Source organism: Ruegeria sp. AD11(2025) (genome assembly GCF_056542405.1).
Genome location: NZ_JBQFZU010000031.1, coordinates 1 through 26,760, shown reverse-complemented (window position 1 = coordinate 26,760; position 26,760 = coordinate 1). Strand labels below are relative to the sequence as shown.

Sequence of the window (26,760 nt, the reverse complement as noted above, 5' to 3'; positions counted from 1 at the left end):
CAACAAACAACATACTAAGGAGCAAGTCACATGGCTGCTAAAGACGTCAAGTTTACGACCGATGCCCGCAATCGCATGTTGCGCGGTGTAAATATTTTGGCTGATGCCGTTAAAGTGACGCTGGGCCCCAAAGGCCGCAACGTGGTTCTGGACAAATCCTTCGGCGCGCCGCGTATCACCAAGGATGGCGTAACCGTTGCCAAAGACATCGAACTGGAAGACAAGTTCGAAAACATGGGCGCGCAGATGGTGAAAGAAGTCGCCAGCCGCACCAATGACGAAGCCGGTGACGGCACCACCACTGCAACCGTTTTGGCTCAAGCCATCGTTCGCGAAGGTCTGAAGCAGGTTGCTGCTGGTCTGAACCCGATGGACCTGAAGCGCGGCATCGACCTGGCAACTGCCAAGGTTGTCGAAGGCATCAAAGACGCTTCGCGTGAAGTTAAAGACAGCGCTGAAGTTGCTCAGGTTGGCACCATCTCGGCCAACGGCGAAGCCGAAATCGGCCAGCAGATCGCAGACGCGATGCAGAAAGTTGGCAACGAAGGCGTTATCACCGTCGAAGAAAACAAAGGTCTGGAAACCGAGACCGATGTTGTCGAAGGTATGCAGTTCGACCGTGGCTACCTGTCGCCTTACTTCGTCACCAACGCAGACAAGATGATTGCAGAACTCGACGACTGCATGATCCTGCTGCACGAAAAGAAACTGTCTTCGCTGCAGCCGATGGTTCCGCTGCTCGAGCAGGTGATCCAGTCGCAAAAGCCGCTGCTGATCATCGCGGAAGACGTTGAAGGCGAAGCGCTGGCAACTCTGGTTGTCAACAAACTGCGCGGCGGCCTGAAAATTGCTGCTGTCAAAGCACCGGGCTTCGGCGATCGCCGCAAAGCCATGCTGCAGGACATCGCAATCCTGACCGGCGGTCAGGTTATCAGCGAAGATCTGGGCATGAAGCTCGAGTCCGTGACCATGGACATGCTGGGCACCGCCAAGAAAATCGAAATCACCAAAGACGAAACCACCATCGTCGACGGTGCTGGCGAGAAGGCCGAGATCGAAGCACGTGTTGCTCAGATCCGCACCCAGATCGAAGAAACCACCAGCGACTACGACCGTGAGAAGCTGCAGGAGCGCGTTGCCAAACTGGCAGGCGGTGTTGCCGTTATCCGCGTTGGCGGCATGACTGAAGTTGAAGTGAAAGAGCGTAAGGACCGTGTCGACGATGCTCTGAACGCAACCCGCGCTGCTGTTCAGGAAGGCGTGGTCGTTGGCGGCGGTGTTGCTCTGGTTCAGGCCGGTAAAGCTCTGGAGACTCTGAAAGGCGCAAACGCTGATCAGGACGCAGGTATCAACATCGTTCGTAAGGCAATCGAAGCGCCTCTGCGTCAGATCGCCGAGAACGCAGGCGTCGACGGCGCGGTTGTTGCTGGCAAGGTTCGTGAAAGCGACGACGCTGCGTTTGGCTTCAACGCGCAGACCGAAGAATATGGCGACATGTTCTCGTTCGGTGTGATCGATCCAGCCAAAGTTGTCCGTACTGCTCTGGAAGACGCGGCATCGGTTGCAGGTCTGCTGGTCACGACCGAAGCGATGGTTGCAGACAAGCCCGCCAAAGAAGGCGCGCCTGCCGGCGGCGGCATGCCCGACATGGGCGGTATGGGTGGCATGATGTAAGCTGCTGAAGCCTTAGTGCATATGGACGGGGTCGCCTTCGGGCGGCCTCGTTTCGTTTATGGCGCTGCAACCACCGACCAACCCGCTGAAATGCTGACCGCCCTGCCAGCATTCTTTTCCAAATTGATGGTCGCAATGCTCCATTCGAAAATCCAGCCCGAGTTCAAGCAATCCCTTCGCTGTAATCAGCGTTGAAAATTGAACGCCAGCGAAGCGGGTTCCCAAAAAGAAAAAACGAAATTCAGTTATGGAATTTTTGTAACTTACACGATTAGCAAAAACGACATCGGGTCGCTGCCAGGAGAGAAAAAATGAGGAAACAGGTTTGACTGATTCCCAGTCCATTGAGCATTTCTCATGCACGAACGCCGAATACCAGAATGGCTTCGCCATGCGCCAGCACCCAGTGTGCGGGGATTCGCCATTCTGGCGGGTACAGAGGCGATTGCCAGGGGTATTTTGATCTCTGTCTTTCCGGTAGCGATATACAACGCGCTGAAGGATGCGCGATTTGTATCCGAAATTTATTTCGCCATTGGCGCAGTTTCACTTTTGATCGGTCTTCTGGTTCCTTACCTGATCCGGTTTGTCCCAAGGAGATGGGTCTATGTGTTCGGCACTCTTTCGTACGTCGCAGGTGCGGTTGTGACGACCGTTGCGACCCCTGCTGCCGTTATTGCGGGGCTCGCACTCACGACTTTCGCCGTTGTGACGACATTTGTGTGCTTCAACGCCTATGTACTCGACCATGTTGCCAGGATTGAACTGGGACGTTTTGAGACATCTCGGCTTTTCTACAGTGCGCTGGGTTGGACGGCTGGCCCTGCGCTTGGCGCGATATTGTACGAATGGTGGCAACCTGCGCCGTTCCTGATTGCGGCCGGTGCTGCGATTGTCATGCTGCTCATCTTTCTTGTTATGCGCCTCGGAAACGGCAGGCTCATCACCAGAAGCCAATGCGCTCCCGCAAATCCGTTCGCCTATTTCGGTAGGTTTTTTGCGCAACCGCGATTGGTCGCCGGATGGGTATTCGCAGTCGTTCGTTCCTGCGGGTGGTGGATATATGTCGTATACCTGCCCATCTATGCGGTTCAGAACGGGCTTGGTAGCCAGCTAGGAGGGATTGCTTTATCGATTTCCAATGCCGCCCTGTTTTGCACCCCACTGATGCTTCGTTTCATGCAGCGCAGTTCGGTGCGCGCAGCAGTCAGAACGGGATTCCTCATGTCAGGGCTGCTATTTCTTTTTGCTGGAGTTCCATTCGGAATCCCTGAAGTCACAATCGCGTTCTTAATGATGGGCTCGATTTTCCTGATCCTGCTTGATGTTTCCGCAGGTTTGCCGTTCCTTCTCGCAGTCAAACCCTCCGAGCGAACTGAGATGTCAGCAATTTACGCGAGCTTTCGCGATGTTTCGGGTATTATTACACCTGGTGCCGCCTGGCTGGTTCTTCTCGTGGTACCGCTCTCTGGCGTGTTCGCCGCAGGTGGCGCAGGTTTGCTTTGGACGTGGGTTCTGGCTCGTAAGCTGCACCCCCGGTTGGGTCAGACACGCATATCTGTCGAAAGTACTTCAAAGGAAGCTGGCAAAGTTGCTTCTGATATGGTGAGCCTGCCAAACTTAGTCCATGAGAAATCAGTCGCCAGTCACTTACCGACGGATACATAATAGAGGCCAGCCACTGAGTGACCAAAACAACTCAGGCGTCAGTACCGTGCGGATTCCAAGATTTAGCAGAGACGTTGGACTACAAGAATTGCCATTTCAGCGAATATGTTAAAGGCAAGCCTAACTCTTTTGACTCTTGTTCCTATACGAAAGGAATCGTTAGCCATGTAGCCTGGGACTCTTAATCAAACGAGTACGGAAATTATCACCGAAACGCCGGGCCATGCGCCCAGACCGTTAACGAATACCGATCACCATTCTCAACCGGTGTCACCTGATGCAACAAGAAGCTGGGAAAGATGGTCGCGCTGCCCTGATGCCGGCTCGCCGTTACCGCATAAGCGCCCGGCATTATCTCCAAGTCTCCGCCGTCGTACATTCCGGGTTTGCTGAGTTGAACGACCAGCGACAGCTTTCTTTTTCGGGCGACTGGCCCGTCGCCGATATCGGAATGCCACGCAAAATGACCACCATCTGATGCTTTATAGCAGACAATCTGCGGGCTTTCGGCGAACTCGCTCAGATCGAAGCCAAACTTGTCGGTGTTGGAGCGACGGACCAGATTGATCAGGCGTGACATCACCCAATCAGAGTCATCGACGTCGTCCAGCCAAGTCACATCCGCTCTGCGCAGATTGTGATCCTTGTTTTGCCCGACAAGCAGAGCCTCGTTCGTCGGGGCTTTTTGTGATGCAGCAATAATCTGCTCACATTCCCGCGCGGTAAATGCACCGGGAATCGAATGAACTTCCAGCATTCTGTACACCATTTTTGATTGGTACTGAATTTTGCCAAAACGCACAGATGGCGCTGCGCTGTTTTCGACCTAAGAGACTGAAAGCGACGTAATTTTTCTGCAATCTCAATTGTTTTGCGTCCAGGAAACTGGATTTGGAATTCACCCTAGACGTTCTCGGATCCCAAACGGTATGCGTTGCGGGATCAGGGGACGCGAGTTTTGAGTCACCTGTGACTGAAATATCCAATGTTTAGGCCTTGGGTTCCCCTCAGCCTCCTTTGAATCGGTGATTGTGCCCGCGCCAAGTAAGTTCGCCGGTTGCTTCCCATTCGTAATCGCTCGGGCGCAAACGTCGTTCCCGGTTTTCTTTTTCCGGGTCGAATTCGGACGGGTCCCGTATCTCGGCGGCATCGTTCCAATCTTGTGGGCTTTGCAAATCCTGCGGTTTTGCTGCCGAATGCTTCACGATCCCGAACCGTTGTGACGCAATGAAACGCCTTATGTGCTCGGTAACGCGATTAATCCAACGCCTATCCATCGAAACCTCCTTTCCCTCTACTTCGATATTTTAGGGGATCAATCTTCGTTTTCGGAGTGCCAAACCTTATGATCTTTTCTCAACTGTGCTATCGATGATCTGAATAGATGTTTGTTTTCAGTATATTGCCTCTTTAAGGGTCAGTCCCCACGATTTGGCAGATTTCTATCCCTCCTTATACTGTTCTGGTCTCGATGGACGACCGTGGAGAGAAAAATGCGTTTGCACAGGTCTTTTGGTTGGAGGTACTGGGCCATCATGGGCAGCGTTTTGATGGTCAGGATTACTGCAGGTCCAATGTTCGAGTCTGGCAAAATGCAACCCGCAGCAACCGAAGCCCTGGAGGCTTCCGAAAACTGACAATTCGCCTTCTACATGGTAAGCCGCGAGTAGTCCGCCATCTCAGGCCGTGACGGGAAACTGTTCTTTTGCAAAGGCACTCAATAGCTGGGCGGCCTTGCAGGGGAGGCTTTCAGGATCATCGTCTGCAAAAACGGCATAGGCGGCATAAGCAAACCGAGGAGCACCCTCAATCACCCTCAACCAACCGGTTTCGACTTCCTGCGCTACTACCCGCCAGGGGAAAAATCCGGCTCCCGGCTGGGCTTTCAAGTAGTTCAGGCCAAGAGTGCCAATTCCAAGCTGCAACATTGGCGTCGGAATTTCCGGAAAGTTCAGCAGGTGATCGGCACGGAACTCCGGCCCCCAGTCGATTAGAACATAGTTTTCTTCAAATGGGCTTCGCGAGGTATCGAAATCGCTGCTCACGAGTACGAAATCATCTTCGAACAACTGCATTGCGGTCAGCCCGACAGTGTTCCGCGGATCATACATCACAGCCAAATCCAGCGCGCCCGCAGTCGTTTGGCTTAGCAGTGTTTCAGTTGAAACCGTAGACCCGTGAACGGCCACATTCGGAAACGCTTGCATAAACTCTGGCATCGCGTCGATCAGGAACCCGTCCCACAAACTGGGCACAGCACCGATTTCCAGAGCAGCTTCCACCGCATCAGGCAGGGAGGCGTCGATCCGGGCCTGTGTCCAGCACCTGACAAGTGCCTGCGCGTGTTTATGAAAGCGGTGCCCGGCCGGAGTAAGTGTAGCACCCGATTTTCCGCGCTCGAATACTGGTCGTCCAAGCTGTTGTTCGAGCGACCGAATGCGCATGCTCACTGTTGATTGTGTAACGTAAACCTTGTTGGCAGCCTCCAGAAAACTGCCCGTTTCGACAATCGCCAGAAATGTTCGCGCGAGTTCAATATCCATGGAGTATCTATTCGATTTTCAAATATAATGCATGAAGCAATTTCGCTATTCAACTAAAACAGTATGTGGCAGATTTGGCTCGTAGCATGAAACTGCTGCCGCTGTTCGGTTGCGACCCCAGGGTCTCAGAGTCCCCCATCTCGAAGTGAGTGTCGAAGAACGGCTCCCGGCAGCGCGAAGCATCTTTCATGCTACACGACCTGCCTCAGCTGATCGGGAACGTATTGGCCTGCGTTCCCGATCCACACAATGTTTAGACCGTACCTAAGCGCAGAGCTGGTACAGTTCTGAGCTATCTCTCTTGACGGTAACAGCCAGCGAGAGTTTCGCCCCAGTGGCTGCTACCGGATTTCCTCCAGAAGCACTTTGAGGTGCGATACAGGAACACCGATGTTGGAGCCGCCAAATTCCGGTAAGATCGCGGCATTGATAGCAACCACCTCGCCGTTTCGGTTCAAGGCGGGCCCGCCGCTTCCACCGGTTGTGGTTTCAGCATCATAAACGACTGCACCGGGACTGGTCTGGGCGACGATCCCCCGGCTGGCCAGAGGTCTGATCTTGTTCTGCTCTGAAAGGTGTTTTGCAATCATCCAGAAATCGACGGCGCCATCGCTCTCCAGCGTTGTCAGAAAATCCGGCCCGGCCTGCACAATCAAGGCCTTTAGGCCAGTTGGAAATCCAAGCAGGAAAACTTCTTCACCTGCACGCGGCGGGTCAGGTGCCAGTGTAAGCCCAAGCCCTTGAACACGGTTCGCATCAACGGACAGAAGCGCCAGATCGGCCGTTTTGCTTGCCCTAAGCAATACCGCTTCCATTGGCTCGAATTGTTCTGGCAGATAAGCCAGCAGACTAAGTATCTCAGCTTCAAGCCCCGCTGCCTTCAGGGCCTGTGCCCGATCCCCGGTCGTCCAGGGCAAGGCGACATGACGGTTGGTCACCAACAGAGAGGTGTCCTGCAAAAGAAACCCGGTCCCGGTGAACTGAAACTCTGCCGGCGCGCCTGCCGCATCTGGCTCAATCCACGGTTTCCCGAATGGAGTTTTTAGGTTCTCCCCGTCCGGGCCAAGCACATGCCGCAGCAATTTGCCGCTTTCTGTTTGTCGCAATCCATAGGCCCCTTGGATAAAGGCAATGGATCGCGTCGAGCCCGTTATTACCCGCCTGGACGCACCAACGCGCTCTTCCAATGTCCCAAGGCGCTGCTCGGTGGAAATCACCCGGTTGTCAAACGCTTCTCTGAGCGCGACCAGATCATCCGCCGTCAGTGCATCTTCTCGCGTCTGCGTAAGCATGACAGCAACCGCCTCGATCTTGAGAGATTCCTGTTTAAGGCTGTCCGCCAGCTTCCGGTCGTTCTGAAAAAGCAAATAGCCAAAGGCAAAGATTAGAAGAAGCACACCAATAACAGTAACCCGGAACAAAACCGTGGTTTGTGAGGCCAGCCGACGTCCGCCTTCGCGCAGCGCACTGGACATTTTGCTGGCGAAGGGTCGTCGGCTGGAGCGCGCATACACATAAGCGTCACTTATTATGTCTTCGACCGTGTGATGTGCAGGGAATGAGACGTCACATACCCGATAGCGCGACATGGGACCCTTTTCACCGAACTCGATCATGTCGCCATTTCTAAGAGTTACCGAAGCAGTCTTTTGACCATTGACCCAGATTTCCCGGCCTGGCAGCGCCTTTAGCGTGTAACCGCCTTGCGACCATTGAAAGGTCGCCACATCTTCGTCATGTGGGGGTACATCCTCTTTCCGCCCTATCTTCAGGATACGGTCTTGACCTAATGAAGCCGACAAAGCGGTGCCGACAAGCCAGGTCACGGTTCCGCGAGACGGACCGGTCAAGCTTTCCAGAAATGCCCGGACATTGCCCGATCCATATTCCGTATCGCTTTCATCCGGTAACCGCATGGTTCATCTCTGATCTTATGCGTGGCAAGCAGTTTATCACGCGCGGCTATGAAGCCGCCACAGCTACTCTGGTAATCACATGGATCGCGTGACCAGATCGTCAAGTTGTAGATCACAATCTCATTTGTCCGGCTCAACTCCGGCTTGATAGACGTTCCTTCTGCACGAGCAGCAGTGACCATACTTAACGTTTGCAACACTTCTGGTACTGCGGCTGCACCAAGCGAGAAATTCGAATTCACAGGCTAGGCTCACAGTAGACCTCGAGTGCAACACAGTTTCAGCGACAGGGCCAGCAGACGGCCCATACCGGACCTTCGTGGCTTAGTGAGGCGCTGCAGCGCAGCTTCCCCGAACCGGACATTCGCTGCGCCAGCGATATCGACGCGTTTCCAGAGGTCTGAACAGCGGACAAACCGGACTTGTGCAATTGCGGCTATTGCTGACGCAGAAAGCCGGCGCCCGTTTGGCGCGATTTGTTCTGCGGCGTAGCAGGCTTCACCGAACCGGCCATTCACCGGTGTTGACCTCGCCGGGCTCTAAACTGAACTGTACAGATTCACATGATGCGGTTGATGTAAATCCAAGGTTATGTGGGAAGGCAGCAGCTTTGCCATACAGCTTCCGGATATCGATGATGTCGTGCCCTGTAGCTGGGGACATACGCTGCGAGTCACGTATCTACCCTCGATTTTGCAGAAACTACTGAAAGAAGGTTGGCAAAGACCTCATCGACGCTGTCAGCACCATCCAGTGTACTAACTGCGCCTTTCGGCACGTAATACGAAAGCACAGGAAGTGTTTGCTCGTAGTACTCGCTTAGCCTTGTGCGAACTGTCTCGGCGGTGTCGTCTGCCCTGCGCTTGAATCTTGTACCTCCGCAAACATCACACACCCCTTCCAATTTAGGCCTCTTAAAGCGGATATGATACCCTTCACCGCAGTCTGCACATGTGTGCCTTCCTGTGATCCTCTCGACAAGTTCGTCGTCGTTGACTTTGAGTTCGACTACTTTCTCGACTCGCTGGCCTGACTGCTTAAGCAAAAGGTCGAGTGCCTTGGCTTGAGCGACTGTGCGAGGGTACCCGTCGAAGATCACACCCGCTTGAGTGTCTGGCTCCGACAACCTCTCTTTCAACAATGCAAGTACAATGTCATCACTTACCAGCCCACCGGCCTCCATCGTCGCCTTTGCAATCAAACCCAATGTAGATTGTGCTTCTACCGCCGAACGCAGCAGATCTCCTGTTGAAATTTGGATGTATCCCAATTCATCGGCCAGGCGTCGGGCTTGAGTACCTTTGCCGGATCCGGGCGGGCCAAACATGACCACAATCTTGGTTGGCTGATCCGAATCTACTAGCGCCATTACTTGGTCCTTTCATCTTCCGCGCCGTTCGTTTCTTCCTCGAACCAGACGCAATGTGTTGGAGCCGCGTTGTGAGTTACCTGACAACATGGACCGCGCATTTGGCATGCCGAACGACCCTTGCCGCAGTCGATCCAAGCAAATAATCCTGCAGACCCGGCCGATGACTGGCAACGATAATGCAGTCCACATCGTGCGAAGCTGCATAGTCCAGAATGGTACGTCCGGAATGACCCTCCACAATGTCCAGCGATGCCCTCTGGATACCTTCAAGCATTGGATCGAGCTTTTCCGCGATCGCCTGCTTGGCGGCTTCGAAATGGTCTTTTGGAAGCAGATCCTCTGAGTATTGAGGGAGATGCTCCACTACATGCAAGACGGAGATCGTGCCGTCCCCACCACATAGCGTTTGGGCGACATTTAGAGCAGAATTTGCATCTCTGTCGGTGTCAAGTGAGACTGGCACAAGGATATTGCGATACATGGAAACTTCTCCGTTGGCAGACTTGGGGCAACCCCGAACTGAACCGAGGGCTTTAGGAAATTGACCCGCGACGCCAAATTGCAGCGCCACGGGCCCGGGGAGGAAGGTTAGGCTGGCATGAACAAGTCTTTGTATTGTTCACGAAGCTCTTTTTTCTGAACTTTCCCCATGGTGTTTCGGGGCAATTCTGGGAGGACCACCAGCTTTTGGGGATGCTTGAACCGCGCCAACGATCCACCAATGTTCTTTTTAATGGCGTCCAGGTCCAGATCGCCCTGACCCTCTGCGACGAGCACCCCGACAACCGTTTCTCCAAAATCCGGATGTGGAACACCGATGACAGCGCTTTCCAATACGCCTGTTTCCTCGTCGAGGAGAAGTTCAATTTCCTTTGGATAGATGTTGTAGCCGCCTGAGATAATCAGGTCCTTGTTGCGACCAACAATGTGTAGATAGCCGTCTTCATCGATCTGGCCGAGATCACCAGTGATAAAGAAGCCATTTTCACGTAGTTCTTCGGCAGTTTTTTCAGGCATCTGCCAGTAACCTTTGAACACATTCGGCCCACGGACTTCGATCTCACCAATTTCCCCCTGCGGCAGTGTTTCACCGGTATTGCTGTCGGTGATCTTGATCTCTATTCCCGGCAAGGGGAATCCCACAGTGCCAGCGCGACGCTCACCGTCATACGGGTTCGAGGTGTTCATGTTTGTTTCGGTCATGCCATATCGTTCCAAGATACGGTGGCCGGTCCGTTCTTCGAATTGTAGGTGTGTTTCTGCCAGCAATGGTGCACTTCCTGACACAAATAGGCGCATATGCTGCGCCGCCTCGCGTGTGAACCGGTTGTCATCCAAGAGTCTGGTGTAGAAAGTCGGTACACCCATCATTGTTGTTGCCTGCGGCATCAGATCGAGCATGATATCGAGGTCAAACTTCGGCAGAAACAAGATCTTTCCACCCGCCAAGAGCGAGATGTTGGTCGCAACAAAGAGACCATGCGTGTGAAATATGGGTAACGCATGCAAAAGGGAATCTTCCGCCGTGAACCGCCATTCGCTGGCCAAAGCCTGACAGTTCGACAAAAGGTTGCCTTGCGTCAGCATGGCCCCTTTCGAGCGACCAGTGGTACCTGATGTGTACAAGAAGGCAGCAAGATCGTCTTCAGAGCGTTCGACCGTCTGAAAACCGACTGGCATTGTCTCTGCCTGAATTGCAAAGCTACCGCTTCCATCGGCATTCATTGTCTCAAGAATAGCACCACAGGCACTGGTCACAAGTTCAAGTGCCTGAGATGCCTTGCCATCGCTTAGCATTAATCTTGCACCACTGTTTTCGAGGAAATACGCTACTTCGGCAGCAGTATACGCAGTATTCAAAGGCAAGAAGACAACTCCGGCCTGAACACATGCGGCATAGACCGCCAAGGCTTGCGGTGACTTTACAATCTGCGCAGCCAAGCGGTCTCCTGGTTGCAAACCAAGTTGGGTTAGCAAGTTGGCATACTGAGACGCGAGTTGCAGAAAGTCGCTATGGGTCACGACCGAGCCGTCGGCCATCTGTAAAAAGGTGGTGTTCTTGCCTTGGTGCTGCCCAAAAAGCGTGTCGTAGAGAGGATTTGCCATCTTCAATCTCCTAGTCTCTTGGTGTCACCGAAGCGCTCAGTGCTTTTACTGCGTCCGAGGCAACGACTGTCTTTTCGCCCACGAAATGCTCGTGGTTCTGGGAAATCTGATTGAGGTCATACAAGTAGTTGACCATTGTCCCGTTGGATTGCCGCAGCCCGTTCTCCGAAACGTCTGCATCCGCATGAACGGCGTGGACCAAGGCGCCATTTCCGAGATGAAAACGCGCAACCGGGTCAAAGGGCATGCCGTCAGGTCGCTTTGCTTCCAGCAGGTAGTGAGCTGCAAGAGCCTGATTGTCGGCGGACTTCAACGCTTCCAAATCTGAGCCTCCAAGCCAACGATTTAGGCCCGGAATTGGCGAGAGCGTTACGAAGGTTTTGAGCTCAGGCAGCTCCTTCGACAGATCCGATACAACCTGCTTGATTAGTGAATTGCCAAATGAAATGCCTGCCAGCCCGGCTTGGCAGTTCGATATCGAGTAGAAGACCGCCGTGTCAGCATCTTCGGCCTCAATTTCCTCGCGTTCATCTGCCAGAAGGCGCTGAACTGAGTTTGGTATGCCCTTGGTCAAAGCCACCTCGACGAAGATCAAGGGCTCGTCGGCCATCGCCGGATGAAAGAAACCAAAGCACCGCCGGTCACTTGGCTTTAAGCGCCTTCTCAGATCATCCCAACTGTCTATGGCGTGTACCGCTTCATAAGCGATGATCTTCTCAAGTATCTCGGCGGGGCTTTCCCAATTGATCGGGCGAAGGACCAGGAACCCGCGATTGAACCATGACGAAAACAAGTGTTTGAAGTCGACATCTAGCGGTTCAAGATCCGGACGTTCCCTCATCATGCCTAAAAGGTCTTTGCGCATCGCTACGAGCTGACCAGTGGCGCCAGGAACTTGGTTCAGTCGGCGGGCCAGTTCTTGTCGCCTGGGTTCGCAGGCTGCGGCAAAGGCTCGATACGAGCCTTTGCCTGGTTTTTCACCATATGCTTTAAGAGAACTGATCACGGCGTCCGGATCGATTTCCAGCTCATGCATCATGAACGAGAAGAAATCGGATTTCTCTTTCGGATTCATACTCCCATAGCGATCCAGGAGGTTGCGTGCCAAAGTGACCCCCGAGACTTCTCCATGGCTGCTCAGAAGCGCTTCGCAGAGATCGGACGTGGTCCGTCTGTCAACTTCATCCGATCTCACCTTCCGATAGCGACGGTCGAAAACCGTGGATATCAGATCACCAAAGTAGCTCATATCGCCTCTCCCATGATCGCGTCAGGCAACCAAGTTGCCAGACCTGGGAAGAAGCACAGCAGGATGATCGCGATGACCATGCAGGCCACAAAGGGCAGCGATCCCTTTAGGATGGTCTTTAGCGAAATGTCCGGCGCGATGCCATTGATCACATACAAGTTGAGACCCACAGGCGGCGAGATTAGGCCGATCTCCATATTGATAGTCAGCACAACCGCAAACCAGATTGGATCAAAACCGGCTGTCGTGATGATCGGAAGCAAGATTGGCGCCGCCATCAGGATCACCGCAACGGGTGGGAGGAAGAAACCGGCCACCAACAGGAACAACATGACAAATGTCATGAGCACCCAACGGTTCACGTCCAGCGTGCCGATCCATTCCGCAATGGCTTGCGTGATGAAGAGGCTCGACAGCATGTATGAAAAGACACCGGCAGCTGCGATGATGAACATGATCATCACGCTTTCTTTGGTGCTGTCTCGAAGCACGACCCAAAGATCGCCTGGGTTCCACAACTTGTAGATGACCATTGCAATTAGCAGACAAAGCAGAGCGCCCACGGCGGCCGTTTCAGAGGGTGTCGCGATGCCGCCATACATGGCGTAGAGCACACCGATGATGATTGCGAGGAAAGGCAGAACCCGAGGTAGAATCTCGAACTTTTCTTTCCAAGTGTAGTTGCCAGCGTTCAACAGCGCTTTGTCACCCGAGCGCCAAGTCGAATAGAGCGACCAGAGCATAAACAACAGCACCAGCATCAGGCCTGGGATCACACCTGCAAGGAACAAGCGGCCAATCGAGGTCTCGGTCGCGATGCCGTAAACGATCATTGTTACAGATGGCGGTATTAGGATGCCGAGTGTTCCGCCTGCGGCAATCGACCCGGCGGCAACACCGTCAGGGTAGCCTCGCTTGCGCATTTCTGGGATGCCCATCTTGCCAATTGCGGCGCAAGTTGCCGGACTGGAACCCGACATCGCAGCGAACAGGGCGCAAGCGCCGAGGTTGGAGACAACCAGTCCTCCGGGAACTTTGGTCAGCCAGCGTTCCAAGGCTTCATAGAGGTCGGCACCCGCGCGGGTGGACGCAATGGAAGACCCCATGATGATGAACATCGGAATAGAAAGTAGTGCGAAGTTATCCAGCTTGCCGAATAGTATCTCCGGTATCAGCTCCAACGAACGTAAGCCGTCGAAGATCAACAGGAAACCGGTTGATACGATCATCAGCCCTACAGCAACAGAAACTCCGGAAAACAGAACGATAATTGTGGCGATGGCGACTATGGCGCCTAATAAAATCGGGTCCATTACACGTCCTCCAAGCCAAACGGCGCATCGATTTTCAGTATGACAGCGACAAGATCGGCGATCAGTTGAAGCAGAAAGAGACCAAATCCGATTGGAATCGAGAGGTACGGGATCCACAAACGAACACCCCAGACCGTGTCAGACTTCCAGTTCCGCTCGTACGCCAGGTGCCAATGCTCGTAGCCGTAGAAGAGCAAGACTGCGACCATCGCTATCGAGAGCGAAAGCGTCAGGAGGCACATGTAGTAACGTGCCGTTTTTGAAAGTGAGAGAGGGATTAGGTCGACGTTGACGTGACCGCGAAGCCTTTGAACGTAGGGCAATCCAACTAGAGTTGCCCCAATCGCAAGATAGATAACGGCTTCGGTTTGCCAAACAGTCGACTGGTTCAGAACAAACCGAACAAAAATCATCTGGCAAGTAATGGCGACGGCAGCAACGATCATGGCCGCAGAACACCATCCGGCGAGAGTTGAGAGGGCTGCAACTGCGCGTAAGAAGGGGTTGTTCCCCGTGCGCGAAGCGACAGCTGAGCTTTGGCCAGCCATGACAGCTTTCCTTCCTGGAAAAGTCGAAGAATTGTAGAGTTAGCGGCAGCCATTCTTGGCTGCCGCAGTGCAGCGGGTCACTCGACAGCGAGCGCTTTGTCCAGCAGGTCCTGACCATCAGGCACTTCTTCAACAAAGGCCTTGTAGGACGTTTCCTGGGCGAGTGCGCGCCATGCTTCGAAATCTTCAGGCGTCATTTCAGCAATCTCAACACCAGCTTTTTCGAAAACTTCCACCGACGCAGCATCTTGCTTCTTGGCTTCTTCCAGATAGAAGGCTTCGGCCTTTTCAGCAGCGGCTCGAAGTGCGGCCTGTTGTTCTTCCGTTAGCCCTTCAAAAGTTGTCTTGTTCATCAACAGCGGCTGGTACATGAACCACAGCGCGACATCTTCGGTCGCTGGTGTATAACACGCTGCCTGTTCGTAAATTCGGTAAGAAACGAACGACGATGACGACGTGTTTGCTGCGTTGAGAATGCCCGTTTGCATTGCGTTGTAGATTTCGGATGACGCCATCGACGTGATCGATGCGTTGGCGCCAGCCAGCATCTGCTCGAATGCTTTGCCTGCGGCGCGGGTTTGGAGGCCGTCAACATCTTCGGGTTTTGTGATGCAGCCATCCTTGCCTACAAATCCGCCTGCAAGATATCCATGCACCAGCACCATGACATCGTCATCGGCCATTTTTTCTTCCAGCGCCTCCATATAAGGAGAGTCACTGAGACGGGCGGCATGGTCGTGGTTTTTTACCAAGCCAGGCATGAGCGTAAGGTTAAACGCAGGCTGTTGACCACCCGCGTAGCTGAGAGGCAGGACCGTCATATCAAGTTGGCCGCGGCTCAGTGGGCGGTATTGCTCGCGGGGTTTGAACAGCGATTTTGAGCCGAAGATCTTTATCTCAAGATCGACGTCTGCCGCCGCAACTTCATCGGCGACGATCTGGGCGACCTGGTGACGGATGTCTTTGTTTGACCATTGGTGTGACAGGCGTAGCTCGGTTGCATGTACTGCACCGGCTGTTCCCATCGCTGCGATCATCGCGACTGTTGTAAGAAACTTAGATTTCATAGGTTCTCCTCCCTTTGGAAATCCGCCACGAAACGAGTCGGGCTGATAACACATGGTTGTTCATCTCGCATTCAAAGTCAAGATTATTGTATACAAGAATATCTATATTGCGTCCGAATACAGTTCTATAGTATGCTTTTGACATGGAGCTAAAACGCGCTGATCAAATCGCCGAAACGCTGGAAGAAGCTGTATTTAAGGGCGAATATGAGGACGGTCACCGGCTGGATGAAATCAAGCTGGCTGATCAATTTAGTGTTTCGCGCACTCCGATAAGAGAAGCGCTCCAAAAGCTAGTCCTATCTGGAATGGCGGAACAAATACCCCGCCGAGGCGTTTTCGTTCGCCAACCAGGGCCCGTTGAGCTGCTAGAAATGTTCGAGACGATGGCAGAGCTTGAAGCCGCCTGCGGTCGTTTTGCGGCAGCAAGAATGTCTGATGAAGGCTTGGAACATCTCGTTCTCGCCAATGAACGATGTCAGGACGCCGTCGACCGGGGCGACGCTGCAGAATACTATCTTGAGAACGAGGCGTTTCATCAGGAAATCTATCGCGGTGCGACTAATTCCTATTTGGAGAGAGAAGCCCTTCGTCTCCAAAACAGATTGAAGCCATATCGGCGTGTCCAACTTCGCTTTAGAGGACGCATGACCCAGTCACTTGCTGAGCACGAAGCGATTGTTGCAGCGCTCAAAGCTGGCGATGCCGAACTTGCTGCCACGACACTCCGAAACCATGTCACCGTTCAAGGTGAGAAATTTCAGCAGCTCATGGCCGGTCTCAAGCAATGAAACCTATCGTTACTTGATCACACCAACTGTGGCGTCACTCCAATATGAGCCTTCTTTACGGTCGATATGTGAGCGAAGGATTTCCAGTGCGCTCTCAGCATCACGCCTTTCGACGGCGTCCACCATCTGAACATGCTCTATATATGACTTTGCCATATGCTCTTGGTGTCGCCCCAATCGATTTCTGACCGCAGCCATTTTCAGTGCGATCGTCTGATAGGCATCATTCAGAAACCTGTTGTTAGCCCAATCAAACAGACATTGATGGAATACCGTGTCTTGGGCCAGGTATTCGGCGTCGTCTTCAGCCTCTCTAGCAGCGGTCATTCGTTCGGTGCAGTTTTTAAGGGCTTCATGCAACTCTCTGGGTTGTTCCTTGATTGCTTGCGAAAGCGCGGTGCTTTCAAGACAAACGCGCGCATCGCAGAGCTTTGCCAGTTCACTGGACTCAAGACTAAAAACAAACGACCCGCGCTGTGGTTCCACAACCAGTAGTCCCTCCATTTCGAGGCGATTGATGGCCTCGCGAACAGGTGTGCGACTTACGTTCAAATCCTTGGCGATTCGCGCTTCGGAAAGCTGATCACCAAGCTCAAACTCCCCGGTGACAATACGATCTCTCAGGTTCTCGGTCACCAATTCTGTCAATGATTTTGGTCTGTTGAATGAATTCATTGCGCTCTCCTCTGGCTGAAAGATAGCAGCAAAACATCTAGCATACAATGTGGTAGTGTTGACAGCTAGCATACTGTATGCCAGTTATATTGCCCATGACGAGAGCGTTGGGAGGACGCAAGTGGAGAAGCTGGAGACATGGATTGTAGCCACTAACCGGGCTTTGGTTGCGGTCGCATTGGCAGCAGTTTTTACAATCGTCTTTGCCAATGTTGTTGGACGCTACGGGTTCGGAGCGTCCTTCGCATGGGTCGAAGAAGTCGCGCGGCACTTGATGATCCTTGGTGCCTTCTGTGGCGCGGGTCTCGCGTTACGCGAAGGGCGGTTGGTCGCAATTACCACCGTGCCTGATCTTCTTCCCGAATTCATGGCCCGGATTTTGCGCTGGGGCATCGTGATCGTCATGTTCGGCTTTATGGCGACGATGCTTTGGCTGGGCATCCAGTTCGTCGAATTCGGATGGGACAAGGAAACCATGTCCACCGGCATTTCACGCGGCATTCCTTATCTGGCGATCCCAATTGGGTGTGCATTGTTCCTGATCCAACTTACCTTTTTTGCAAAACGCTTCGTCGCACAGGACTTCGAATATGGCGTTAGCGATGAGGCTGAGGGTTAAGCCGTGGCAAAAACGCTTATCATCCTCTTCTTCGCGACGCTCTTTCTGGGTGTCCCGGTGGCCTTCACCATGGGGATCGCTGGAATCTCTGCGATCTTTATCGACGGGTCCTTGAATCCGCTGGTCGCGACTCAACGCATGTTCGCCGGGATCGACAGTTTCCCGCTGATGGCGGTGCCTTTCTTTATCCTCGCGTCCGAGTTGATGACGGCCTGTGGTCTGACGAATGCGTTGCTGCGGTTTGCCAACGCGCTGGTTGGGCATGTGCGCGGTGGGTTGGGTCACGTTAACATACTCGTTTCGATGCTGTTCGCCGGGATCAGCGGGTCCGCGCTAGCGGATGCTGCAGGCCCTTCGGCCATAGTAATGCGGATGATGCGTGAGGCAGGGTACGAAAAAAACTATGCCGGTGCCCTGTCTGCCGCCACGGCCACAATTGGTCCAATCATCCCTCCTTCCATTCTAGCTGTAATATTTGCAATCTCGACCAACGGTGTAACGGTCGCGGGCCTGTTTCTGGCTGGGATCGTGCCCGGTGTTCTGCTGGGCGTCGCACTGGCCATCGCCAATCACGTTGTCTCGACGCGCTATGGCTATCGGGGTCGCGAACATCGCGCGACGATGGGCGAGCTGCGCAGTGCAACCCTTTCGGCTGTCCCAGCGCTTATTATGCCAGCGATCATTTTGGGCGGTATCTTGTTCGGCGTCTTCACTCCGACCGAGGCCGGTGCGGTGGCTTCGGCCTATGCGCTCTTTCTGGGCTTTCTCCTGCGCGCTTTCACCTTACGCACGCTCTATGCTGCTTTTGTGCGGGCTGCGGTGGTGACGTCATCAGTGTTCCTGATTGTCGCAATGGCATCAATCTTCGCCTGGTTGTTGACCTATCTTCAGATCCCACAGGAACTGGCGAAGTTCATCACTCAGATCACCGACAGCCGTCTAGGCATTCTATTCATTCTTGCCGGATTCGCCCTGATCTGCGGGTTCTTTATCGACACGCTGCCCGCACTGATCATTCTGACGCCGATACTTGGGCCCATCGCCTACTCTGCCGGTATCGACCCTCTGCAATTCGGCATGATGCTGGTGCTGAACCTGACCATTGGCATGATCACCCCCCCGGTCGGCCCGGTTCTGTTTGTCATCGCAACGGTCGGACAACTGAAAATCGAACAGCTTTCAAAGGCAGTCCTGCCGCTGCTGTTGGCCGAACTCATCGTGCTGCTTCTGGTCATTCTCGTGCCGGGCGTGAGCACTTTCATCCCCAACTCTTTTGGATTTGCGAACTGACATGAAAGGGAGGTACCTCATGAAAACCATGTCGAAATTGATGACGGCAACTGCTGTTGTCGCAATGACCGCTGCTGGAGCAGCTTCAGCCAAAGAGCTAAAATACGCTCACTTCCAAGCGGCCGATCTCAGTTCTCCAAAGCATGCTGCTGCGCTGGCCTTTGAGGCCTGTGTCGAGGGTAAGACATCGGGCTCAATTGACGTTCAAATCTTCCCAGCATCGCAGCTGGGCGGTGGTTCTGAGATCATGGAAGGTCTTCAACTGGGTACTGTCCAGATGGCCGCAATCCACGACGGTCCGATCTCTGCCGTCTACAAGCCGTTCTCGGTTCTGGCAATGCCCTACCTGTTCGACGATCAAGCCATGGCCTGGTCGGTCATGGATGGTGAATTCGGTGACGCGCTGGCCGAGGACATGCTGGCCCAAACCGGTATCCGCAACTTTGGTGTGGCCGACAATGGCGTGCGCAATTTCACCAACAACGTAAAACCCGTGGCCGAGCCTGCCGATATGGAAGGCCTGAAGATGCGTGTGATGACCGCTCCGGTCTGGGTAACCCTGGTGGAAAGCCTGGGTGCGTCGGCAACGCCCGTTCCGTGGCCTGAGCTGCCAGGTGCCTTGCAGCAAGGCGTAGTGGATGGCCAGGAGAACGGTGTGACCAACATCGTCAACGCCTCACTTTACCAGCACCAGAAATACGTCTCGCTGGATGGACACGTGTTCAGCTGGCACGCCTACCTGATGTCGGACGCGTTCTTCCAGAGCCTGACTGATGACGAGAAAAGCGCCGTTGAGCAGTGCGTGGAAATCTCAAAAACAATCCACCGTGGCATGACCGCTGCCCAAGATGCGAACGCCACGGCGATCCTGTCGGAAAAAGGCATGGAAGTGGTTCCTGTCAGCCCCGAGCAGAAAGCCATGTTCCGTGCCGCCGCTCAGCCTGCTGTGCGCGAATACATCGTGGGTGAGATTGGGGCGGATTGGCCAGATCGCCTCGACGCTGCCGTCGAAGCCTACAAAGCGCAGTAACTCATGCCGAGGGACCGTCACATGACCAGCCAGACCATAGCCATTCTTGAACCAGGCTACGCCGCCTATGACACCGAAGCCTCGGTGTTGGCCAAGCAGGACGTTCAGATCGCACCGGTCGCGCCGGAAACTGAGGCGGTCCCGGCTTTGCAGGCGTTGGATCCGGTTGGCATTCTCGTAAGGGAACGGACTGTGGATGCGACGGTGATTGACGCCTGCCCAAATCTAAAGGTCATCGTCCGCTACGGAGTGGGCGTTGACAATGTTGATCTGGAGCACGCTCGATCACGCGGAATTTTCGTAGCAAATGTACCGGACTACGGCGCCGAAATCGAAGTCAGTGAACACGCAGTTGCGTTGTATCTTTCGGTGCAAAGACGAATTCCGTCGCGCGATGCAGAGGTGCGTCGAGGCGAATGGGGCATTGGGCAGTCTGCAGTAATTCCAAGCCGCGAAAACGGCGTTCTGGGTTTAATCGGCTGCGGCAAAATCGGGCTGGAAGTAGCGCGCAAGTTTCGCGCTCTCGGATTCACCCGTGTATTGGCATCCGACCCGTACATGCCGGAGGAAGCGGCACGGACAGTCGGTGTTGAGCAGGTCCAATTGGACGAATTGTGCGGCATTGCCGACGTCATAAGCCTTCATGCGCCACTGACGTCAGAAACCCGGCACATTCTTAACGCTGAACGCATCGGAATGATGAAACCCACCTCCATCGTAGTGAACGTATCCCGCGGAGGACTAGTGGACGAAACCGCCCTGGCCGCAGCGTTGAGTGAAGGTAGGGTTTTTGGGGCAGGCATTGATGTTTTTGAGGAAGAACCAGTTCGTCAGGACAACCCGCTTCTGCAAGCACCAAATACCATCGTTTCGGACCACGCAGCTTGGTATTCCGAGCGATCCGTCGTGATGCTGCAACGTTGTGCTGCGCGCGAAGTCGCCAAGGTTCTGAGTGATGAACACCCGGAGCATTGGGTGAACAAATGGTAGACGTTGTTGCTACCCTCCGATCAGCGCGGGTTGTTCCAGTCATCCGCCACGACGATCCAGGAATCGCACTGGCAGCCTGCGAGCTTCTCGCAGCTGGAGGCATCAAAGCTCTGGAGATCACGACAACTGTTCCAGATGCCGTAGGGGTCATTTCTGAACTTCGCCAAAGGTATCCGTCGATCTGTGTCGGGGCTGGCACGGTTCTGACGATGGAACAGACGGAGCAAGTTATTACTGCCGAAGCGGAATTTGTCGTTTCGCCCTGTTGGAGCGACGACGTGGCGCGCGCGCTACTGAAAGCAGGTGTTCCATACCTCCCAGGTGCCATGACACCGGGCGAGGTTCAGCATCATGCGCTTAGCGGGGCCACGTTGGTCAAAGTTTTTCCCGCAGAAGCGGCTGGTGGACCGAGATTTTTGAAAGCTCTGAAATCGGTGTTTCCGGACGTGGCTCTGATGCCGACCGGAGGTGTGACACCAGAGAATGCGAAATCGTATCTCGATGCGGGTGCCCTGTGTGTTGGCATGGGCGGCAACCTTCTACCGGCAAAGGCGCTTGAGGTCGGCAACACCACCCTCGCAAGCGAACAGATCAATTCGGCCCTGACAGCCGTTTTCTAACAAAACACCAAGAACTAGAGGATAGCAAAATGGACATCAAAGAACTCGTAGCCGGATTTCGCGAAGTGGCGACCGCTTCTGTTGCCGACGCCGTCGACAAGGTCGCTGGCAAAACCGGGTTTCTTCCCGAAAGCATCAAACCGCGGATCAATGAATCCAAGATCGTTGGTCCCGCTGTCACCGTCCTTGAGGGCCCCAGCGCTGAATTTCTACCACCTGAACATGCCTTGAATGCAATTGACGAAGCAGATGCAGGCTCGGTTATCGTTATTTCCACCAATGGTCAGGCTGAAGTTGCCCTTTGGGGAGGCCTGATGGCAGCCGGAGCAGTTGCCAACAAGCACGAAGCCGCAGTTCTGGATGGCGGCGTGCGGGACCTTGTTGAAATCAAGCGCGATTTCGACTTCCCGGTCTACGCGCGCACCGTTTCGCCCGGCACGACCTTGGGCCGGATAAAAACCATCGCGTCAAATGTCGAGGTGGCGATGGGTGATGTCATCGTTAATCCGGGGGACATCATCGTCGGTGACATCGACGGTGTCGTTTGTGTCCCACGCGAGCACGCTGAATCAGTTTTGGAAATGGCCCGAGACATTGATGCGCGCGAGGCTGAACAGGCCCGTCTGATCATTGAAAGTGGTTCGCTGCGCGAAGGTCTCGCGAAGTACGGACGGATTTAATCCCAATTAATGACGCTCCGCAGGCTGCTCGCAACAGCCTGCGGAACACCAGACCTCAGCAAGGGAGGAATACATGCTGAAAAGAGTGATCAACACGGTGGCCCTTACCGCCGTTCTGGCTACCCCGGCGCTCGCGAATGGGCCCGAGGTTATCGCGGAATGGAACAGTTTGCCCTATGCCGTCAAGGATGAGGCGACAAAATCTGCGTGGGAAGGCAGCGAGATATTTGGCAAGGCGCTGATACAGGGCGCTAAGGTCGACAGTCAGGGTAACATTTACGTCTCTACTGCCCGCTGGGGTGGGGCCGAGATTCCTTCGACTGTGTCGAAGCTGGTCAAGAACGGCGACACGTGGGAGCTGGAGGCGTTTCCGTCCGAAGAATTCAACAACATGTCGAACCCCGATGGTCTGAAAGCCGTGCTGGGTTTTGAGATCGACCGCAACGATGTGATGTGGATACTGGATCAAGGTCATGTGGCGGGCCCTCCGTTCGAAGACGGTGACGCCAAGTTGGTGCTTTGGGACCTGAAAGAAAACAAGGAAATCCAGCGTTACGTTTTCTCTGCACAAGAAGCTGACCGTCAATGCTCCTTCCTGAACGACCTCGCTGTCGATAACGACACGGGCTTTGCCTATATCGCCGACAGCGGCATTTTTTGCGATCCGCTGCACGGAGGTTTGATTGTCTATGACAGCAACACCAACTCGGTACGTCGCATTCTGGACCAACACCGGTTCACCAATGATGAGCCGAATTTCTTTTTCAACATCGACAACCGCCCGGTTTTGAAGAATGGCGGAATGCGCACGGGTGCCGACGGCATCGCGTTGTCGGGCGACAAAGAAACGCTCTACTGGACCAACCTGACCGGCAATCATCTGTACAGCCTACCGACTGAAATCCTGCGCGATTTCGAGACCAACGAGACAGTCATCGAAAACGCGGTTGAAGTCGCAGCTGTTTTGCCCTCGAACACCGACGGAATGACCGCAGACAATACGGGCAACATCTATATGACCGCGCTGTCGCTGGATGGGATCATGAAGTTCGATGAATCCACGCGTAAGGTCAGCCGCTTCGTCTACCACCCGGAAATGAACTGGCCCGACACGCTGGCCTGGGGTCCGGATGGCGAAATGTATGTGGTTTCCAACCATCTGCATATCTGGGTCGATGGCGACATGAATTTCGAAGACCCTGAAATCCCGAACTTCCGCATCTGGAAAATTCCAGGTGTCGGGCAAAGCTACACATCCAAATAACTCTCCCGACCAAACTGACCGCACCTTGATTGGTGCGGTCCCTTTCAAGATGAGAAAACCATGACACCCGATATCCTCTGCTTTGGCGAACCCATGTTGGAGTTCAATCAGCAACCCGATGGAAACTACTTGCCGGGCCATGGCGGAGATACCTCCAACGCTGCCATAGCTGCCGCCCGACAGGGCGCAAGCGTGGGCTATTTCACTCACCTTGGAGACGATACATTCGGCAATTCTTTCATGGATCTCTGGTCCAATGAAGGCGTTGATACGTCTACGGTTCAACAGGTTTCGAACGCGCATACGGGAATTTATTTTGTAACTCATGGTAAGGACGGGCACGAGTTCAGCTATTTCCGCGCAGGCTCGGCTTCCAGCCGCATTGTTCCCGAAGATTTACCGCTCGACACGCTCAGGACAACGAAGGTCCTTCATGTGTCGGGCATCAGTCAGGCCATATCAGACACCGCCGCTGACGCAGTATTTGAAGCCATTCGAGTAGTCAAGGAAGCGGGCGGTATGGTTTCTTACGACACAAATTTACGGCTGAAACTATGGCCAATTGAACGAGCCCGGGCAGTAACGCACGCCGCGATGCTTCATTGTGACATCGCTCTACCCGGAATGGATGACGCAGTGCACCTGACCGGTCTGGACGACCCAATCGCGATAGTCGATTTCTACCAGGGTCTGGGTGCGAAAATTGTCGCTCTTACACTTGGCGCAAAAGGCACACTTGTCGCAACTCAGAATGACAGGCACCTGGTTCCGGTACAGGAAGTAGCGGCGGTTGACGCGACTGCAGCCGGGGATACTTTTGATGGCGCATTCCTGGCCCGCATCGTCGCTGGCGATGACCCTTTTGAAGCCGCGCGCTATGCTAACGGTGCAGCGGCACTGGCAACACTGGGGTATGGGGCCGTTGCACCTATGCCAACTCGCGAAGCCGTTAGCGCATTTCTTGCAAAAGGGAGTTGATCAATGTCGCATGCCGTCGTTGTTGGAGGCACCCGAGGAATTGGCGCAGGCATAGCTGAAATGCTGCACCAAAAAGGTTGGACTGTGACTGTCACAGGCGTCGATGACACTGAAGTTGCGGCTTATGTCGCTCAAAACACCGGGTTACGCGCGGCCCAATTGGATGTGCGCGACACCGAAGCGGTATCTTCCTTCTTTTCCGGTTTCGACCGGCTCGACAGCTTGGTCAACTGCGCGGGCATATTGGCCCGAGCCGCAGAGTACGAGATTGAGATCTTTGAGAAGGTCATCGACGTGAACCTGACCGGCACCATGCGATGCTGTCTTGCGGCCCAACCATTGTTGGCTGACAACAAAGGTGCCATCGTGAACACAGCGTCGATGTTAAGTTATTTCGGCGGACCTTTGGTGCCCGCCTACTCCGCGTCAAAGGGCGGCGTGGCTCAATTGACCAAAGCGCTTGCTGGTAAGTGGGCCAATGACGGGATACGTGTAAACGCTGTTGCTCCGGGGTGGATTGCGACCGAAATGACCTCAGAATTGCGCGCTGATCCTGCCCGAAATGACCCTATCCTGAACAGAACACCACTCGATCGCTGGGGACAGCCTAAGGAAGTTGGTGCACTGGTAGCCTGGCTACTTTCGGAAGAGGCGGCGTTTGTTACTGGGTCCGTTTATCCTGTCGATGGTGGATATTTAGCAATGTAAGGAGGCCGCGCCATGCCGGTTCAAGGTGAAGATCAAGACCCCAAAATGCCATACCAGCTACCTTTTCCAGAGGATGCTCAAGACGAGATTGTCATTCCCGACGCCGTTCCCGACGATGAGCGCGTTTGGGTGCCGCAAACAGAAACCGTTTCATTTCGACCCCTCTGTCTCAATCGCTCGCAAGGCTATTGGATGAACTTGTTGCGGGTTCGTCAGTCAGGGGTGCTGTCACGCCATCGCCATCCTCAACCCGTACATGGCTTTGTTCTCAAGGGCCGTTGGCACTACCTTGAGCACGACTGGGAAGCTCACGAAGGCGGGTACGTCTTTGAGCCTCCAGGCGAGACTCATACGCTGATCGTCCCTGAAGACGTTAGTGAAATGATTACCTACTTTCAGGTCAACGGCGTCATGCTCTACGTCGATCCGTGGGGAAAGACGATGGGATATGAGGACGTTTTCACGAAGATCGAGATGTGCCGAAATCACTATGAAGAGGTAGGCCTTGGATCAGATTTTGTCGAGCAATTCATCCGATAACCCGCTGCGGTTGGCTCTGGTCGCTCATGACGCCAAAAAGGCAGACCTAGTAGACTGGGTTCGACAGAACACATCCCTGCTCCAAGTAGCAGACTTATTCGCAACCGGAACGACCGGGACCAAAATTCTAGAGGCATCACCACAGTTAAAGCTCACTTGCCTCAAAAGTGGTCCTTTGGGAGGGGATCAGCAGCTTGGTGCGATGATTTGTGAAGGCAAGCTCGATGCATTGTTCTTCTTCATCGATCCGATGTCCCCAATGCCTCATGATGTCGACGTTAAAGCCCTCAGCAGGTTGGCGATTGTGTATGACATTCCCTGCGCTCATAGTCCCAGTACGGCAAATTTCGTACTGAAGGGTTTGTTTTCCCAACGCGAAACAGGCGCATGAACGCATGCGGGTGCTCGAGCAACCGTGCGAAGCACTCGCGAGATTCTTAGTAACTTCCAATTAGTCTTTGCATTAAAATTGAGGTATTTTTTTGGATTTGCAGCCGCCATCGTCTTTATTTCAGTGGTCAACAAGTTTCGATGATGACCAATGGCTCATATGACCTCAGAGCGCCGAAACTAGCCATATGATGTCGCTCGGCAAATGCACGTTTTGTTCCGGGACCTTTGAATTGCCTCTCGTATTCTCGCTGCGCCTCGTACCTATGGCAGGTTCCTCCGCTGCATGACAGCACTTGGGTGGTTGCAAATGCAGCGATTTTCCCGCTGCGTGCGCGCGCACCACCAATATCCAAGGTACAGGTCGGGCTCTCTGCAGACCTCGGAGGCAGCGCAGAAATCCTCTGATATGGTGCCTCGTCAACGTCGGGTTGTCGCTTTGGGAGGGCATGGCGGATCGGAGGATCAGTCATGGAAACACCAAATTTACCAGCCATTCGCGCGCTTCGCCCAGCTTGGAACAAAGGACGTATCGTTGGCCAGAAAAGACCGCTGAAGCCAAAGCACGTCTGGGCGATCCGAGTTCGACTTGAACTGGCCGAGAACCATCGCGACCTCGCGCTGTTCAATATGGCAATCGACAGCAAACTTCGCGGCTGTGATCTTGTGAAGATGAAGGTCGTCGACGTGATGGCATCGGGACAGATCAAAGAGCGTGCCTCCGTCCTG

26 protein-coding genes and 1 pseudogene are annotated in these 26,760 nt (G+C 54.0%); 15 read left to right on the top strand and 12 right to left on the bottom strand.

From position 1 onward, the window contains the following. The first annotated feature begins 30 nt into the window (after nt 1-30). Complete coding sequence (groL, locus tag ACR1XY_RS20745) at nt 31-1,674, top strand: chaperonin GroEL (protein WP_480596038.1); 1,644 nt, start codon at nt 31-33, stop codon at nt 1,672-1,674. A gap of 12 nt (nt 1,675-1,686) precedes the next feature. Here groL and ACR1XY_RS20740 read toward each other — a convergent pair whose 3' ends face one another. Further along, a complete protein-coding gene (locus ACR1XY_RS20740) occupies nt 1,687-2,019 on the bottom strand; it encodes a hypothetical protein (RefSeq protein ID WP_171135011.1) in 333 nt (110 codons plus the stop codon). Nucleotides 2,020-2,031: 12 nt separating this feature from the next. Between ACR1XY_RS20740 and ACR1XY_RS20735 the strand changes: the two genes are divergently transcribed. After that, nucleotides 2,032-3,342 carry an MFS transporter gene (locus ACR1XY_RS20735; protein ID WP_480596036.1) on the top strand — a complete coding sequence of 437 codons (1,311 nt, stop codon included), beginning with the start codon at nt 2,032-2,034 and terminating at the stop codon, nt 3,340-3,342. Nucleotides 3,343-3,547: 205 nt separating this feature from the next. On the opposite strand, the gene ACR1XY_RS20730 is transcribed toward ACR1XY_RS20735, so the two are convergent. The 10 genes from ACR1XY_RS20730 to dctP form a co-directional block, all read right to left on the bottom strand. Further along, the gene (locus ACR1XY_RS20730) at nt 3,548-4,099 is read right to left on the bottom strand and encodes a 2OG-Fe(II) oxygenase (protein ID WP_480596034.1); all 552 of its coding nucleotides are present in this window, start codon (nt 4,097-4,099) and stop codon (nt 3,548-3,550) included. Between the two features lie 922 nt (nt 4,100-5,021). Beyond that, the gene (locus ACR1XY_RS20725; protein WP_480596032.1) at nt 5,022-5,885 is read right to left on the bottom strand and encodes a LysR family transcriptional regulator; all 864 of its coding nucleotides are present in this window, start codon (nt 5,883-5,885) and stop codon (nt 5,022-5,024) included. A gap of 341 nt (nt 5,886-6,226) precedes the next feature. Beyond that, entirely contained in the window at nt 6,227-7,801 is a 1,575-nt protein-coding gene (locus ACR1XY_RS20720) for a trypsin-like peptidase domain-containing protein (RefSeq protein WP_480596030.1), read from the bottom strand. A 673-nt stretch (nt 7,802-8,474) separates the two neighbouring features. Further along, complete coding sequence (locus tag ACR1XY_RS20715) at nt 8,475-9,170, bottom strand: adenylate kinase (protein WP_480596028.1); 696 nt, start codon at nt 9,168-9,170, stop codon at nt 8,475-8,477. 76 nt (nt 9,171-9,246) lie between these two features. Continuing rightward, a complete protein-coding gene (locus ACR1XY_RS20710; RefSeq protein ID WP_480596026.1) occupies nt 9,247-9,654 on the bottom strand; it encodes a universal stress protein in 408 nt (135 codons plus the stop codon). Between the two features lie 107 nt (nt 9,655-9,761). Then, on the bottom strand, nt 9,762-11,279 hold the full coding sequence (locus ACR1XY_RS20705; protein WP_480596024.1) for a malonate--CoA ligase: 1,518 nt from the start codon (nt 11,277-11,279) through the stop codon (nt 9,762-9,764). 10 nt (nt 11,280-11,289) lie between these two features. Beyond that, nucleotides 11,290-12,528 carry a malonyl-CoA decarboxylase gene (locus ACR1XY_RS20700; protein ID WP_480596022.1) on the bottom strand — a complete coding sequence of 413 codons (1,239 nt, stop codon included), beginning with the start codon at nt 12,526-12,528 and terminating at the stop codon, nt 11,290-11,292. Then, entirely contained in the window at nt 12,525-13,841 is a 1,317-nt protein-coding gene (locus ACR1XY_RS20695; protein WP_480596020.1) for a TRAP transporter large permease, read from the bottom strand. Before ACR1XY_RS20695 ends, ACR1XY_RS20700 begins: the two co-directional genes overlap by 4 nt. Then, nucleotides 13,841-14,389, bottom strand: coding sequence for a TRAP transporter small permease (locus ACR1XY_RS20690; RefSeq protein ID WP_480596018.1), 549 nt, complete (start codon nt 14,387-14,389; stop codon nt 13,841-13,843). The genes ACR1XY_RS20695 and ACR1XY_RS20690 overlap by 1 nt, the downstream gene beginning before the upstream one ends. 77 nt (nt 14,390-14,466) lie before the next feature. After that, nucleotides 14,467-15,456 (bottom strand): TRAP transporter substrate-binding protein DctP, encoded by a 990-nt coding sequence (dctP, locus tag ACR1XY_RS20685; protein WP_480596016.1) that lies wholly within the window; start codon nt 15,454-15,456, stop codon nt 14,467-14,469. Nucleotides 15,457-15,599: 143 nt separating this feature from the next. Between dctP and ACR1XY_RS20680 the strand changes: the two genes are divergently transcribed. After that, on the top strand, nt 15,600-16,247 hold the full coding sequence (locus tag ACR1XY_RS20680; RefSeq protein ID WP_480596014.1) for a GntR family transcriptional regulator: 648 nt from the start codon (nt 15,600-15,602) through the stop codon (nt 16,245-16,247). Nucleotides 16,248-16,256: 9 nt separating this feature from the next. Here ACR1XY_RS20680 and ACR1XY_RS20675 read toward each other — a convergent pair whose 3' ends face one another. Continuing rightward, nucleotides 16,257-16,922, bottom strand: coding sequence for a GntR family transcriptional regulator (locus ACR1XY_RS20675; RefSeq protein WP_480596012.1), 666 nt, complete (start codon nt 16,920-16,922; stop codon nt 16,257-16,259). A gap of 121 nt (nt 16,923-17,043) precedes the next feature. Between ACR1XY_RS20675 and ACR1XY_RS20670 the strand changes: the two genes are divergently transcribed. From ACR1XY_RS20670 to ACR1XY_RS20615, 12 genes and pseudogenes are all read left to right on the top strand, one after another. After that, nucleotides 17,044-17,541, top strand: a complete 498-nt coding sequence (locus ACR1XY_RS20670) for a TRAP transporter small permease (protein ID WP_480596010.1) — start codon at nt 17,044-17,046, stop codon at nt 17,539-17,541. Between the two features lie 3 nt (nt 17,542-17,544). After that, entirely contained in the window at nt 17,545-18,831 is a 1,287-nt protein-coding gene (locus ACR1XY_RS20665) for a TRAP transporter large permease (RefSeq protein WP_480596008.1), read from the top strand. A 19-nt stretch (nt 18,832-18,850) separates the two neighbouring features. Beyond that, on the top strand, nt 18,851-19,861 hold the full coding sequence (locus tag ACR1XY_RS20660) for a DctP family TRAP transporter solute-binding subunit (protein WP_480596006.1): 1,011 nt from the start codon (nt 18,851-18,853) through the stop codon (nt 19,859-19,861). 21 nt (nt 19,862-19,882) lie between these two features. Further along, nucleotides 19,883-20,851: a C-terminal binding protein gene (locus ACR1XY_RS20655; RefSeq protein ID WP_480596004.1), complete on the top strand. Its 969-nt coding sequence runs from the start codon at nt 19,883-19,885 to the stop codon at nt 20,849-20,851. Continuing rightward, on the top strand, nt 20,845-21,471 hold the full coding sequence (locus tag ACR1XY_RS20650; RefSeq protein ID WP_480596002.1) for a bifunctional 4-hydroxy-2-oxoglutarate aldolase/2-dehydro-3-deoxy-phosphogluconate aldolase: 627 nt from the start codon (nt 20,845-20,847) through the stop codon (nt 21,469-21,471). The genes ACR1XY_RS20655 and ACR1XY_RS20650 overlap by 7 nt, the downstream gene beginning before the upstream one ends. Before the next feature lie 29 nt (nt 21,472-21,500). After that, on the top strand, nt 21,501-22,151 hold the full coding sequence (locus ACR1XY_RS20645) for an RraA family protein (RefSeq protein ID WP_480596000.1): 651 nt from the start codon (nt 21,501-21,503) through the stop codon (nt 22,149-22,151). Between the two features lie 73 nt (nt 22,152-22,224). Beyond that, complete coding sequence (locus ACR1XY_RS20640) at nt 22,225-23,415, top strand: L-dopachrome tautomerase-related protein (protein WP_480595998.1); 1,191 nt, start codon at nt 22,225-22,227, stop codon at nt 23,413-23,415. A gap of 60 nt (nt 23,416-23,475) precedes the next feature. Continuing rightward, entirely contained in the window at nt 23,476-24,393 is a 918-nt protein-coding gene (locus ACR1XY_RS20635) for a sugar kinase (protein WP_480595996.1), read from the top strand. A 3-nt stretch (nt 24,394-24,396) separates the two neighbouring features. Next, complete coding sequence (locus ACR1XY_RS20630; protein WP_480595994.1) at nt 24,397-25,101, top strand: SDR family NAD(P)-dependent oxidoreductase; 705 nt, start codon at nt 24,397-24,399, stop codon at nt 25,099-25,101. Nucleotides 25,102-25,113: 12 nt separating this feature from the next. Further along, nucleotides 25,114-25,641, top strand: coding sequence for a 2,4'-dihydroxyacetophenone dioxygenase family protein (locus tag ACR1XY_RS20625; protein WP_480595992.1), 528 nt, complete (start codon nt 25,114-25,116; stop codon nt 25,639-25,641). Further along, the gene (locus tag ACR1XY_RS20620) at nt 25,607-26,032 is read left to right on the top strand and encodes a methylglyoxal synthase (protein WP_480595990.1); all 426 of its coding nucleotides are present in this window, start codon (nt 25,607-25,609) and stop codon (nt 26,030-26,032) included. Before ACR1XY_RS20625 ends, ACR1XY_RS20620 begins: the two co-directional genes overlap by 35 nt. Before the next feature lie 470 nt (nt 26,033-26,502). Beyond that, nucleotides 26,503-26,760, top strand: a pseudogene (locus ACR1XY_RS20615) (integrase); the annotation flags it as partial.

Bases quoted from the DNA above. Each gene is read 5' to 3' on its own strand.
- groL (WP_480596038.1), top strand. From the start codon at position 31: ATGGCTGCTAAAGACGTCAAGTTTACGACCGATGCCCGCAATCGCATG.
- ACR1XY_RS20740 (WP_171135011.1), bottom strand. From the start codon at position 2,019: ATGGACTGGGAATCAGTCAAACCTGTTTCCTCATTTTTTCTCTCCTGG.
- ACR1XY_RS20735 (WP_480596036.1), top strand. From the start codon at position 2,032: ATGCACGAACGCCGAATACCAGAATGGCTTCGCCATGCGCCAGCACCC.
- ACR1XY_RS20730 (WP_480596034.1), bottom strand. From the start codon at position 4,099: ATGCTGGAAGTTCATTCGATTCCCGGTGCATTTACCGCGCGGGAATGT.
- ACR1XY_RS20725 (WP_480596032.1), bottom strand. From the start codon at position 5,885: ATGGATATTGAACTCGCGCGAACATTTCTGGCGATTGTCGAAACGGGC.
- ACR1XY_RS20720 (WP_480596030.1), bottom strand. From the start codon at position 7,801: ATGCGGTTACCGGATGAAAGCGATACGGAATATGGATCGGGCAATGTC.
- ACR1XY_RS20715 (WP_480596028.1), bottom strand. From the start codon at position 9,170: ATGGCGCTAGTAGATTCGGATCAGCCAACCAAGATTGTGGTCATGTTT.
- ACR1XY_RS20710 (WP_480596026.1), bottom strand. From the start codon at position 9,654: ATGTATCGCAATATCCTTGTGCCAGTCTCACTTGACACCGACAGAGAT.
- ACR1XY_RS20705 (WP_480596024.1), bottom strand. From the start codon at position 11,279: ATGGCAAATCCTCTCTACGACACGCTTTTTGGGCAGCACCAAGGCAAG.
- ACR1XY_RS20700 (WP_480596022.1), bottom strand. From the start codon at position 12,528: ATGAGCTACTTTGGTGATCTGATATCCACGGTTTTCGACCGTCGCTAT.
- ACR1XY_RS20695 (WP_480596020.1), bottom strand. From the start codon at position 13,841: ATGGACCCGATTTTATTAGGCGCCATAGTCGCCATCGCCACAATTATC.
- ACR1XY_RS20690 (WP_480596018.1), bottom strand. From the start codon at position 14,389: ATGGCTGGCCAAAGCTCAGCTGTCGCTTCGCGCACGGGGAACAACCCC.
- dctP (WP_480596016.1), bottom strand. From the start codon at position 15,456: ATGAAATCTAAGTTTCTTACAACAGTCGCGATGATCGCAGCGATGGGA.
- ACR1XY_RS20680 (WP_480596014.1), top strand. From the start codon at position 15,600: ATGGAGCTAAAACGCGCTGATCAAATCGCCGAAACGCTGGAAGAAGCT.
- ACR1XY_RS20675 (WP_480596012.1), bottom strand. From the start codon at position 16,922: ATGAATTCATTCAACAGACCAAAATCATTGACAGAATTGGTGACCGAG.
- ACR1XY_RS20660 (WP_480596006.1), top strand. From the start codon at position 18,851: ATGAAAACCATGTCGAAATTGATGACGGCAACTGCTGTTGTCGCAATG.
- ACR1XY_RS20655 (WP_480596004.1), top strand. From the start codon at position 19,883: ATGACCAGCCAGACCATAGCCATTCTTGAACCAGGCTACGCCGCCTAT.
- ACR1XY_RS20650 (WP_480596002.1), top strand. From the start codon at position 20,845: ATGGTAGACGTTGTTGCTACCCTCCGATCAGCGCGGGTTGTTCCAGTC.
- ACR1XY_RS20645 (WP_480596000.1), top strand. From the start codon at position 21,501: ATGGACATCAAAGAACTCGTAGCCGGATTTCGCGAAGTGGCGACCGCT.
- ACR1XY_RS20640 (WP_480595998.1), top strand. From the start codon at position 22,225: ATGCTGAAAAGAGTGATCAACACGGTGGCCCTTACCGCCGTTCTGGCT.
- ACR1XY_RS20635 (WP_480595996.1), top strand. From the start codon at position 23,476: ATGACACCCGATATCCTCTGCTTTGGCGAACCCATGTTGGAGTTCAAT.
- ACR1XY_RS20630 (WP_480595994.1), top strand. From the start codon at position 24,397: ATGTCGCATGCCGTCGTTGTTGGAGGCACCCGAGGAATTGGCGCAGGC.
- ACR1XY_RS20625 (WP_480595992.1), top strand. From the start codon at position 25,114: ATGCCGGTTCAAGGTGAAGATCAAGACCCCAAAATGCCATACCAGCTA.